Origin of the sequence: Aminipila terrae (genome assembly GCF_010120715.1) — a bacterium.
Taxonomy (GTDB): domain Bacteria; phylum Bacillota; class Clostridia; order Peptostreptococcales; family Anaerovoracaceae; genus Aminipila; species Aminipila terrae.
Map to the genome: position 1 here is coordinate 2,611,869 of NZ_CP047591.1, position 12,910 is coordinate 2,624,778.

The 12,910-nt window shown below is 33.6% G+C and carries 11 protein-coding genes and 1 pseudogene; all 12 read left to right on the forward strand.

All coding sequences use genetic code 11. The features are described from left to right. The first annotated feature begins 1,006 nt into the window (after positions 1-1,006). Positions 1,007-1,246, forward strand: coding sequence for a hypothetical protein (locus tag Ami3637_RS12410; RefSeq protein ID WP_162362856.1), 240 nt, complete (start codon positions 1,007-1,009; stop codon positions 1,244-1,246). Between the two features lie 82 nt (positions 1,247-1,328). Next, the gene (locus Ami3637_RS12415; RefSeq protein WP_162362857.1) at positions 1,329-2,246 is read left to right on the forward strand and encodes a pre-mRNA-splicing factor CWC21; all 918 of its coding nucleotides are present in this window, start codon (positions 1,329-1,331) and stop codon (positions 2,244-2,246) included. Between the two features lie 1,000 nt (positions 2,247-3,246). Beyond that, positions 3,247-4,497 (forward strand): WYL domain-containing protein, encoded by a 1,251-nt coding sequence (locus Ami3637_RS12420; RefSeq protein ID WP_162362858.1) that lies wholly within the window; start codon positions 3,247-3,249, stop codon positions 4,495-4,497. Continuing rightward, positions 4,484-5,395 (forward strand): WYL domain-containing protein, encoded by a 912-nt coding sequence (locus Ami3637_RS12425; protein ID WP_162362859.1) that lies wholly within the window; start codon positions 4,484-4,486, stop codon positions 5,393-5,395. The genes Ami3637_RS12420 and Ami3637_RS12425 overlap by 14 nt, the downstream gene beginning before the upstream one ends. A gap of 490 nt (positions 5,396-5,885) precedes the next feature. Continuing rightward, positions 5,886-6,983 (forward strand): slipin family protein, encoded by a 1,098-nt coding sequence (locus Ami3637_RS12430; protein ID WP_162362860.1) that lies wholly within the window; start codon positions 5,886-5,888, stop codon positions 6,981-6,983. A 57-nt stretch (positions 6,984-7,040) separates the two neighbouring features. Next, entirely contained in the window at positions 7,041-8,243 is a 1,203-nt protein-coding gene (locus tag Ami3637_RS12435; protein WP_162362861.1) for an RtcB family protein, read from the forward strand. After that, a complete protein-coding gene (locus Ami3637_RS12440) occupies positions 8,243-9,001 on the forward strand; it encodes a nucleotidyltransferase domain-containing protein (RefSeq protein WP_162362862.1) in 759 nt (252 codons plus the stop codon). Before Ami3637_RS12435 ends, Ami3637_RS12440 begins: the two co-directional genes overlap by 1 nt. A 28-nt stretch (positions 9,002-9,029) precedes the next feature. Continuing rightward, positions 9,030-9,440: a peptide deformylase gene (locus Ami3637_RS12445; RefSeq protein ID WP_162362863.1), complete on the forward strand. Its 411-nt coding sequence runs from the start codon at positions 9,030-9,032 to the stop codon at positions 9,438-9,440. Positions 9,441-9,751: 311 nt separating this feature from the next. Further along, on the forward strand, positions 9,752-10,393 hold the full coding sequence (locus Ami3637_RS12450) for a peroxiredoxin (RefSeq protein ID WP_162362864.1): 642 nt from the start codon (positions 9,752-9,754) through the stop codon (positions 10,391-10,393). A gap of 279 nt (positions 10,394-10,672) precedes the next feature. Next, positions 10,673-10,795, forward strand: coding sequence for an NAD-dependent epimerase/dehydratase family protein (locus tag Ami3637_RS19165; protein ID WP_279286670.1), 123 nt, complete (start codon positions 10,673-10,675; stop codon positions 10,793-10,795). Positions 10,796-10,800: 5 nt separating this feature from the next. Continuing rightward, positions 10,801-11,625: pseudogene (locus Ami3637_RS12455) on the forward strand (NAD-dependent epimerase/dehydratase family protein); the annotation flags it as partial. 4 nt (positions 11,626-11,629) lie between these two features. Continuing rightward, positions 11,630-12,910 (forward strand): nucleotide sugar dehydrogenase, encoded by a 1,281-nt coding sequence (locus tag Ami3637_RS12460; RefSeq protein ID WP_162362865.1) that lies wholly within the window; start codon positions 11,630-11,632, stop codon positions 12,908-12,910.

The window sequence follows — 12,910 nt, forward strand, 5'->3', positions numbered from 1 at the left end:
GTTAAAAAATATTAAGTAGTTGATATTCAGTTGCTTTTATAGTAGTAGCAAGAACATCGTTGGAATTTAGAGTTACCGTTCATGTGGTTACGCCGTAACCGCTGATATAACAGCAATTTTTGAATTCGTTTATCTAATCGGCTAGCTCTAATTTTAGAGTGAAATAATTCTAACCATTTTTCTAACCAAACTACAAAAAACGTAATAAAGGCTATTTCCGTAGCAAAAATAAAAAAACAGTATAAATGTTGGTAATTCAACATTTATACTGTTTTAAACAAAGGCAAAGTAAGGGCAAAAAAACATATGCACTGCCCTCATAACCCGGAGGCCGTAGGTTCAAGTCCTACTCCCGCAACCACGTAAGTTACTTGCAATTTCAACAATTGCAAGTTTTTTTATTTTTTGTAAATTTAGTTTTAAATGCGGGATTGGGGACAGACGCTATTTGTCTGATTCTGGACTAGATTTAACAATACTTTCTAAGGAATAGCTTTGAGTTAAGGAGATTAAGAATTCTTTGATTTTGGAATATTCGTCTGTTTGAACTGGAGAAGAATTTTTATTTGCCTTCTTCTCCAAATGAGAAGCTATATCCTGATTAAATAATTTACAATCAAGTAGATTCTATGGAAACATTTTTTAGGTGAGGTATTTAGTATAAAATTAGATTAGAATCACATTTCATGCAGCTGAGACAACATTTCACACGGAAGATATTGACAATATTTATTAATGGAATATTATATGTATGGAATTAGCAAGAGAAGCGTTTTATATGCAGAAAGAATTATAGTAATTAACTCAACTTTCCCAGTCTAAAAGACTGGGTGCACCTAGAAAAATAAATATGATTATGCACACCTAATACCAAATAAGAAGCTACCAATTGTCCTTAAATTAGAAGAGTTCCTTGCTTCAGTCAACAGCATAATATAACTAAGAAATACGATTACAGTATCTAACATATTTAGTGATAATACAGTATTTTGAAAGGAGATTTATTATGGATTATTTAAAAATAATGTTTTATGGCGTAATAAGTGCCATAATTTTTACGATCTTTACTCTAGTAATTGGGAATTGGATTGGAATGATTATATTTAAAGGAGACCAATATGAGCTTTCGTATCATATATTTACTAGAATGGGTTTAATTGCACTCAGTGGAATAATTATTACCTGTACAATAATTATTGTAAAAAAACTTAATCAGGTTAATGAGGTCCTAAAAAATTCCAAATAAATTAATTCAAAAAGGGGGGTAGTCATAATTATAGTATTTGGTTTTTTAGTAATTTAAATTTGTACAAAAGAGAGGTATTATTATGAAAAAAAAAGTATTTAGTATTTTTTTAACTTTAGCATTATCACTTTCAATGGGGGTTACATCATTTGCATCAAGCAATGATTTAAGTAGTGATAGTGATGTTTGTAAAAGTTTTAGTATTAACGAATATGATGTAGTTACAGAATTAAGAAGTAATTCAGATCAGGATTTAGAAGAAAAAGGCTATAGCGAAGATGAAATTAAAGAAATTAGATCTGATGAATATGAGCAAGACCTATTAAAAAGAAGCCAATTATCAGACTCTGAATTAAAATCAGAATTTAATTATAATGAAGAACAAATAGAAGTTTTAAAAAATTACGAAGGTGAGCCAATCCAAGAAGTACCAGAAATGAGAGCAGTAGCAGCAACCTGTAATGGAACTGTAAGCTGTCCAACAGCTAGTAGCGAATTTATTTATATTAAACTAAATTGGAAATGGACAACAGCACCATCTTTTAGGACAGTTGACGCAGCAGCAGTTAGATGGAAAGGTACCGATACAGGCGGTAATCCTTTAAATGTTGCTTTAAATAACAATGCTTCGAATTCATACTGTACAGTTAATTATGTATATTTTGCAGGTGAGAAGCCTTCTACATCTGTAAAAAAAGCTTTAACTGTAACAGATTCTTATGGCAAAGCATATTCTGATTTTGCAATGACAAAAATTTCTAACGGAGACATTAACCAGTGGGCTAAGTCAGGAGAATTACAAATTAAGGTAGATAAAACAGGGACAAAGCCAATAAAAGAAGTGGCTGTTTGTTTTTCGTATGGCCATTCAACTGTATCAGCTAGTGGTGTATCAGTATCCTGGCCTGCAGGATTTTCTATTTCCTTTTCCTCAGGCGTTACTACTATGTTTACAGAACCAAGAAGAGTTTCCAATACTGGTTCAATAACTAGTTATTAATTACATACTATAAAATGTTACACAGATGTATATTTAGGATCTGCAAACAAAATAAGACTTACAGATTACCTTGAAGCCTATGGATTATTAGGTCATCTGTGTAGAAAAAGTATATGGGGTCAGTGCTGGTACTAGATATGAAACAAAAGATTGGGAAATAATATGAAAAAATAATATACAGCAGTTCTTTGTATATACACCACAATATATATTTCTACGGATGTGAAAAATCAAAGGGAATTTACTGTAAGTTCTTCAGTATTTAAAATCAGAAGCATTTGATTAATTTAAAAATAAGTTAGATAGTTATATCTAACTTATTTTTGTTATACAGTTTTAAATTTACTAAACCTGCTAATTAAAGCCAAGCTTTGGGAAGGTTATTGCCTTAAATATTTCTACTGATATGGAGGCCATGGACAAATTAAAAAGTAGGTGGAATGACCTAAATACGGGTATGGTATTGGTTTCAAAATATTCTCCATACAGAGCTGTAGTAACACCATTGTTAGATAATATTTAGCAGATTGCAGAGGCTGCGGAAGAGGAAGACTAAAAGATAACGGTAATCGTACCTCAGTTTCTGACACGTGGAACTCTGACTAGTATCTTGCACAATCATACCGGTCTATTTATTCGTGAAAGCCTTTTAAAGAAGGGAAACATCATTGTAGCCACTTATCTAGTGGGGTTTTCTATTCCATACTTAAGCAATTATCAAGAATAGGTTAAAACATCCCCAAATGACATCATTGGAACGAAATACAATCATTGATAAACATCTAAATTTGAATGAAAACCACAAATAACCAAAAGGAATCCCGCAGGTAGTTCAGGGGTTTTTAGTTTTTGATTTGAGGGGAGAAAAATGGATTTGACTACAACAGTACTACAACTGGAGAATATTTGTATTTATAAAAATTGCCATATATGATAATCTAAAAGTAATTATTAACGACGATGAAATGTTTATAGAAAAGAAATTTGGGGGTAATATTGCTTGAGTGAATTTTCAGAGCTGATTAAGAAATTTGATAAGATTAGAGACTACATGCGAGAGTTCTATGTATATGGCTTTAAATCTCGCGAGGATTATGATAAAAAGAGCCTTCGCAGTTATGATAACGAAAAACGCAGGATAGAAAGTTACCTTTCTGATTATATGTCATTTCGTCACGATGAAAATAATAAAAATATTTTTATATCGATAGATAGTTCTGATATACCGACCAATCCTCTTTATCGTGCTTTTAAAGCTAAATCATTTACTAAAAATGATATTACTTTAAATTTTATAATTCTTGATATTCTTGATGGTGGAGAGAGACATTCTGCAAATGAGGTAGCTGATAAAATTGCAGATGAATATCTAACGTACTTTGAAAACCCAGTGATATGGGATTTATCAACGGTAAGGAACAAGCTTTCTGAATATGTTAATCTTGGAATACTACAAACGGAAAAAGATGGGAAAAGGTTACTATACTCACTGAAAAAAACAGACATTAATTTAGATGAACTTTGCGACGCACTGGCGTTTTTCAGCGAGATCTCTCCTCTAGGAGTTGTTGGGAGTTTTTTACTTGACAAATGCAATTATAATAATAGCATTTTATCTTTTAAGCACCATTATATTATGCATGCATTAGAAAGCGAAATTGTTTATACACTCCTTCATGCAATTCATAATAAAGAAAAAGTGGAAATCAAAAACCATAGCCCTCGCTCTGATAGGGATATAATCCTTGAAATCATACCGCTCAAATTTCTTATAAGCGCCCAAGGAGGGAGAAGATATCTTTGTGCCTACAGTTCAAAATTTAGAGCGATTGTAGATTTCAGATTAGATTACATAATGTCTGTTAAAGTATTGGGAAAAGCAAATAATTATACTGAGCATTACGAAAAGCTAGAACGGATACTTTCATGTACATGGAGTGCTTCCTTTGGCAATGCTAAAAGACTCGAATGGTTAAAGATGAAGCTTAGTATTCCGCATAATGAACGGTTCATTGTAAATCGCATTGAGCGTGAGGGTAGGCACGGCAAGCTTACGCAAATTGATGAAACAACATATGAATATTTTATTGAAGTATTTGACACAATGGAAATGATGCCTTGGATCAGAACCTTTATTGGCAGGATTATTTCCATTGAGAGTAGCAATATAGAAGTAACACAGACCTTTTATTCTGATTTGGAGAAGATGTATCAATTATACAATGGAGGTGATGGGAATGCTGTTCAGTGAAATTTATAGTGCCTACTACAATGCTGTTGCTCATCTTATAAGCAAAGCTATTGACGGAGATCTTAATGAAAAAACGGCAAGTGATCTTATTCGAGATTCAGCATTCTCGGAAAGCTTTGTATATATTCTTAATGCAATTAAAAATGAGGAATGGCAGGTTATAAACAAAGAGCTCAAAACTCCTATCAAACATAAACCATCTATGCCACTAACTACACTTCAGCTTAGCTTTTTAAAAGCAATCAGTCTGGATGCTAGGTTTGCACTGTTTTCAGAAGGGATTAAAGGGCTTGAAGGCATAGCACCTCTGTATGTTGACAAGGACTTTTATTACACAGACATAATTAAAGATGGTGACCCTTATGAAAGCGATGAATATAGAAAAAATTTTAAAACAGTTCTGCAGGCCTTAACGGATAAAAGAAAGCTGCTGGTTTCCTTTAAAAGTGGGAAAGGACATACACACAAGAATACATATGTGCCAAGAAAACTGGAATACTCTCAAAAGGATGATAAGTTTAGGCTGATATGCAAAGGAAATTATAAGATGGTGGTAATAAACTTAGCAAGAATTACCAACTGCCAACTAGGAGAGCACTTTGAAGAAGCTGCAATAAAACCATATAATAGAAAGAAAAGCTCAGTTGTATTGGAAATTATAGACGAACGGAATGCACTTGAACGTTCAATGCTCCATTTCGCTAACTTTGAAAAGGAAACGAAGCAAATAGAAAAAGATATATACCAAATGAAAATTATATACAATGGGGAGGATGAAACAGAGGTCTTAATCAGGGTATTATCCTTCGGGCCGATGCTAAAAGTATTAGAGCCGAAAGCTTTTACAGATCAAATTAAACAAAGATTATCAAATCAAGAAAAGTTGCGAGTTTTATAAAGTTCGCAACTTTTTTTCCATGATAAAGGATAAATTTTCCTGTAATATTAGTTTGCAAGGTTGCTTTTGCGGGAAGATAAAAATATTCTTCTGCGGTGCCCGAGGTGTTACCAGAGGGTATACCAAGTAAGGCTTGCCCGAAATGCAGGTTCAATTCCTGCTCTAAGCAAAAAGCTTAGCCATGGTTTGGAAACTTCTACGTGAGTTCGAATCTCACCGGAACAAAATTGTTCTGCTAGCGGTTTAGTGAAGTTGTAAAATCTATTAAGAAGATAGGTTAAATGGAAAAGGAAAGTGAGCAGATTATCCGGCTGAACAACCAGCGAGCGTGACTTTGCCTTGCCGAAGAGTGGATACCGATGATGTTTATATAAGCCCAAAGCTTTGCTTCCGGTTTATATATAATACATCTTAAACTCTTTGCCGCAAAAGTAATGCGGATAATTTGCAACTACACAAAAACAAAATACCCTATATGGAGGTAAATAATATGAAAATGATAATTAATGAAAACCAAAGAGGATTGCTTTTTAAGGATGGAAAATTTCTAAAAATGCTTGTACCAGGTAAGTATACATTTTTTAATAAGCAGAAAAAGGTAGTGGTTGTAAATACTTCGGAAGAGTTTAAGCTTACGGGATATGACTTGTCTATTTTCCTAAAGAATGAAGAGCTTGCAAAACAGCTTGCTGTTGTGGACGTAAAAGATGAAACACTTGTACTTCATTATATAAATGGTAAGTTTAGTGATTGTCTGCAAAGTGGCAAATATGCCTATTGGACAATATTTGATCAACATGAGTTTAAGGAAATTGATATTAAAAACCCAGAAGTGGATGAGAGTATTTCAAAGTTTATTTTTACGTTTATCCCAAGAAAGTATTTTTTCAAGATTGAGGTAGCTCAATATCAGAAGGCAAGACTTTATTTTGATCAAAAGTATGTCAAGCTACTTGATGAGGGTACCTATTATTTCTGGAATAATGGCACTAAAATTGAGGTTGGCTTTGCTGACACAAGACTTATGCAGATGGATATTGCGGGACAAGAAATTTTAACCCTTGATAAAGTTGCATTGAGAATCAACTTCGTCTGCCATTATAAAATTATGGACTATGTGAAAATTTACACCGAAATTGAAGATTTTGAACAGCAGATGCATGTTACCTTGCAGCTTGCTCTTCGTGAATATATAGGCAAGTACCGTTTAGATGAGATTCTTGAAAATAAAGAGCAAATATCAAAATTGGCATATCAAAAACTCAAAGAGAAGGAAGGAGATTATTTTATCAAGGTTGTAGACGCAGGTGTCAAGGATGTCATTCTTCCTGGAGAAATACGTGATATAATGAATACTGTGCTTATCGCAGAGAAAAAAGCGCAGGCAAATGTAATCACAAGACGCGAGGAAGTTGCATCAACAAGAAGCTTGCTTAACACTGCAAAGCTTATGGAAGAAAATCAAACTTTGTATAAGCTTAAAGAACTAGAATATCTTGAAAAAATATGTGAGAATGTAGGCAGTATCAGCGTAAGTGGTGGAACAGATCTACTCTCACAATTGACCAAAATACTTAGAGGTGCTTAATGTTCAGGGGGAGAACATAGGATGTTCAGCAAATCCCTCAAAAAGAAGGTGAAAATAATGTTTGAAATAAAGGGTGAATTTACTACCGCGAAAGTGTTCACAGAAAATATAGAAGAGATTGCAATTGCACAAATTAAACAGTTGTGTGATATGGAATATACATATAAAAGTAAAGTCCGTATTATGCCGGATGTACACGCAGGTGCAGGTTGTACGATTGGTACGACCATGACCATTTTCGATAAGGTTGTACCTAATCTTGTTGGTGTGGATATCGGCTGTGGGATGGAGACAATCCAGATTGCAGAGAAACATATTGAACTTACCAAACTGGATAAGCTGATTTATGAAAAAATACCATCTGGAATGAACATCAGGGATACTATCCATAAATACAATGATGAAATAGACTTTAATGAGCTTAAATGCAAGGATAAAGTGAATCTTGACAGGGCAACAAGAAGCATAGGTACTCTTGGCGGAGGAAATCATTTTATAGAGGTTGATAAGGATTCTGAAGGAAATTTATATGTGGTTGTTCATTCTGGCAGCCGCCATTTAGGAAATGAGGTAGCAAAACTGTATCAGGATTTAGGTTATCAAAGATTGAATGGAAATGACCAAAGAGCACTTAATAGCTTGATTGCCCAATATAAGGCGCAAGGCAGAGAAAAGGAAATTCAGTCAGCTATAAAGGAACTTAAAAAACAAGTAATTAGCAGCATTCCTCATTCGCTTGCTTATGTCAGTGAGGATTTGTTTAATGACTATATCCATGATATGCAAATCATCCAATACTTTGCTGAGCTTAACCGCAAGGCGATGGTAAATGAAATTATAAAAGGTATGAAACTTGAGGTGATAGATCAATTTACGACAACACACAACTACATTGATACCAATGCAATGATTTTGCGTAAGGGTGCAGTTTCTGCAAAATTAGGTGAAAAACTTTTAATACCTATCAATATGCGTGACGGAAGTCTAATCTGTGTTGGAAAAGGTAATGAAGACTGGAATTGTTCTGCACCACACGGAGCAGGTAGACTGATGAGCAGGACCCAGGCACGAAACACCTTTACCGTATCTGAATTTAAAAATCAGATGAAGGATATTTATACAACTTCGGTAAACAAGAATACACTTGATGAATGCCCTATGGCATATAAAGATATGAAAGACATCGTGGATAACATTGGTCCCACTGCAGATATCATTGGAATAATAAAACCTATATATAATTTCAAGGCGGGAGAATAATGAAAGAAGAAATAATAAAAAGATTAGAACAAATTGAAGAAAAAGAAAAAGTGAAAATACTGTATGCTGTTGAGTCTGGAAGTAGAGCTTGGGGATTTGCGTCACCTGACAGTGACTATGATGTACGTTTTATCTATTTAAGGCAAAAAGAGTTTTATTTGAAGTTAGAAAAAACCCGCGATGTTATTGAAGTGCCAATAAATGATATTCTTGATATCAATGGGTGGGATTTTCAAAAAGCGTTAAGACTCTTACATACTTCAAATCCTACGCTTTTTGAATGGACCAACTCACCCGTTATATACAAAACTACACGATTTTTTGAAGAATTTAAGGATCATATCAATGATTACTTTAAAGCAAAATCAGGGCTTTACCATTATCTTAATACTGCAGCGAGTAATTACAGAGAATACTTAAAGGGGGATTTTGTAAAAGCAAAGAAGTATTTTTATGTAATAAGGCCAATTCTGGCGTGCAAGTGGATATTAAAAGAGAACACGCCACCTCCTATGCTCTTTACAGATTTGGCGGAAAGTGTACTTGATGAGGAGTTAAAGCCAGTTATTGAAAAACTTCTTGAAATGAAAATGTCATTGCCTGAGATTGGCCAAATACCAAAGATTAATCAACTTAATCAGTATATTGAGAAGAATTTAATTCAATTAAAAGAAGAAATTGATAGTTTACTAAGAAATGATAGCAATGATTTTGAACAGCTAAATCGTATTTTTTTAGAAGCATTGGAGTTGATATAGATATGTAATATCTGAGAGGAACATATAGATGATAAAACAGGTAATAAAGGATGCTTTTTTCTTAAATCAGAAATCAGAACCTGCTACAAAAGCTGATATGCAGGTAGTTCAGGACTTACTCGATACACTAAATGCAAATGCGTCAGACTGTGTGGGTATGGCAGCGAACATGATAGGCGTAAGGAAAAGAATCATTGCAGTAAATATGGGGTTTTTAAATGTAACAATGATAAATCCAGTAATTGTGAAAAAATCTGGAGAATATGAAACAGAGGAAGGCTGCTTATCCTTAATTGGAGTGAGAAAAACTACCAGATATAGAGATATTGAGGTGGAGTTTCTAAATTCTAATTGGGAGAAACAATCTAAGAAATATTCTGGATGGATTGCGCAGATTATACAGCATGAAATTGATCATTGTGATGGGATAGTGATATAACGCTTCTTCATTGACAATTTGCTAGATGAAATTTTAGCAGCAGTTATGATTATGCATCCCAATATTTATTTTGAAATCATGTAAGTTACTTGAAATTTTAATGATTACAAGCTTTTCTGTTGCCTGAAATCTTTTTTGAGAAATATAGCTGTTAATGGGCCTACGGTTGTATTCCAGATTTCTTTTGCTGTCATAAAGGCTTCATGAGAAAAGATATTGAAAAAGCCCAGAATGATATTGTAAATGCTTCTTATTTTAATAGATGTAGTATATAATAATGGAAAATAGAAATTATTATTTAGGAGGGTTTCATGAAAATATCACTTAGAGATAAATTCCCTGAATTGCAGGTGGAAACAACTAAAGGACCTATTAATTTGCCTAATGATTATAAGGGGAAATGGTTCATATTATTTAGTCATCCAGCAGATTTTACTCCAGTTTGTACTACTGAATTTGTTTCTTTTCAAAAGAAAAAGAAGCAATTTAATGAATTAGGAGTGGAACTAATTGGTTTGAGTGTGGATAGCTTAGAATCACATTTCAAGTGGATTGAATGGATTAAAGAAAAGATACATGTTCAAATAGAATTTCCTGTAATAGATGATGAAAACAGAAAAGTTTCTGAAACTCTTGGACTGATTCATCCTAATGAAGATGATACTGCTGCAGTAAGAGCAGTAATAATAGTTGATCATAATGGCAAGGTAAGGACTATGCTTGAATACCCTAAAGAAATAGGCAGAAACATTGATGAAATATTGAGAACTGTAAAAGCATTAAAAATGGCATCAATTAAAAAAGTTTTTGCTCCAGCAAATTGGCCGTGTAATGAAATCATAGGAGACAAGGTTTTGTTCCACAGAGGAGAAGGGGAAGATCCATCATTAGATGAGAAACGCGGAATATATAGTTTATCAAATTGGTTTATATATAAGAATATGGACGAATAGAAATATTATTTGACTAAGAACTGAAAGGTAAAACTTTTGGTTCTTTTTTATAATAGTGGTTTATATCTATAGAAATCAAAAAATATAGTTCCCATATCTCATAAACCCGGAGGCCGTAGGTTCAAGCCCTACTGCCGCAACCACGAAATAACCTCTGAACTTTAATTAGTTCACTATATTTCATGGCCATATCTTACAAAAGCATTAGTTTTACTGTCAAATCCTTATTTTTTTTCATATTATATTATGTTATAGATTTATTATAAGGAGTTTGTATTTATGAAATATTTAATTACAGGTGGAAATGGCTTTATTGGGTCGCACCTTACATTAAGATTGTTAAGTAAAGGGCACGAAGTTACAGTTTTAGATAATTTCAGAACCAGTCCCCCGATAGATTAGTTAATACTGATGCAAAAGTAATTGAAGGAAGTGTTACAGATTTTAAATTAGTAGAAAAATTAGTGCTTGAAAATGACTATATAATTCATCTTGCAGCTATAGTTGGTGTTAGATTAGCTATGGAAAATGGGATAGAAGGACTAAAAGTAAGCTGTATGGGAACTGAAAATGTACTAAATTGCGTGGCAAAGTACAATAAAAAATTGCTGGCTGCTTCGTCTTCTGCCATATACGGGAAGATATCTAAGACGCCAGTATCAGAGGACACAGACAGTATAGTAGGTTGCAGCGCAAAATCAAGCTGGCTATATTCCATTGCTAAACTGGCAGAAGAACATTTCTGCTTAGCGTATCACCGTGAATTAGGATGTGATGTTAAAGTATGCCGCTTTTTTAATGCAGTTGGCCCAAATCAATCTAAGAGCTATGGCATGGTCATGCCTAATTTCATTAGTAACGCACTAAGCCACCGGACTTTACAAATATATGGTGACGGAAATCAGTCCAGGACTTTTGTCTATATTGAAGATCTTTTAGATGGAATTGAACTAGTTATTGAAAAGGGAACTACAGGAGAAGTATATAATATTGGAGGAACAGAGGAAATAAAAATAGCAGACCTTGCGAGAAAGATTATTGATATTACCGAATCTGGCTCTGATATAGAATTTATCCCATTTGAAAAAGTATTCGGGCCGGACTATGAAGAAACCATGCAGCGGATGCCTGATATAACAAAGCTAAAGGCACTCGGATACAATCCCCAATATACCCTTGAAAAATCAATCAGTTCTCTTATTAAGCACCTTAAATTAAGGAAGGATATATAAAAAGATGGATATCAAGTCAAAAGATTGTAAGGTAGGGATTATAGGACTTGGCTACGTGGGATTACCATTGGCTATACTATGTGCAAAAAAAGGTCTGCAAGTAATTGGATTTGAAAATAACAAAGAGAAATGCAATCTCTTACTCTCTGGAAAAAGTTATATTACGGATATTGACGATGAGGAAATAATGAGAGTAATTGCAGATCATCATCAACTGAATGTAGCTTATAACTATGATCTTATGCCGCAATGCGATATTATTATTATTTGCGTACCAACTCCTTTAGATGAAAACAAAGATCCTGATTACTCATTTTTATACAAAGCAATTGATACCATAAAGCATTTTATTAGAAAAGAGCAACTTATTATTGTAGAAAGCACATTAGTTCCCACAACTTCCAGGAATATCATATTGCCTATATTAGAAGAAAGCGGACTTAAAGCTGGAAAGGATTTTTTCTTTTCTTTTTCTCCTGAGCGAATTGATCCGGGAAATGAATTTTATAAAATAGAAAAAACTCCTAAATTAGTGTCCGGATATTCTAAACTATGTACTGAAAAAGCTTGCCAATTTTACAATGAGATTGGTGTCACTCCTTATCCAGTTTCATCCCTTGAAGTTGCTGAAATGTCAAAAATCCTTGAGAACACTTACAGAGATGTTAACATTGCACTAATTAATGAAATGGCTCAAATATGCAAGTTGTATGATATTAATATATGGAATGTTATTGAGGCAGCAGCTTCAAAACCTTTTGGATTTAATGCATTTTATCCTGGCCCAGGAGTAGGAGGACACTGCATTCCAAAAGATTGTACTTTCTATACCTGCCTTGCAAGAGAAAAAGATGTTAAAGCCTCATTAGCTGAATGTGCCCGCTGGATTAATGACCAAATGCCAGACTATATCGTATCCAGAATAAAAATGCTGCTATCCAATGTTAACAAAAGTATTAAAGATAGTAGTATTTTAATATTAGGGATAACTTATAAAAAAGATGTTAATGATGTTCGTGAATCACCATCCATTAAGATAATAAATTTACTTTTAGAGCTTGGGGCAAAAGTATCGTATCATGATCCATTTATTAAAAAACTTAATACAGATTATAAACAGCTTAACAGTGTAGTTTTTGAGGATATATGTATAAGTGATGCAGATTGTATTGTTTTATCTGTTGCACACAACTGCTATAAGGATCTTAATTATCCCGAGGGGAAAATTGTTTTTGACCTGACTAATTCTATACAAAACTTATCGGTAGGGCTGAATAAATTATGA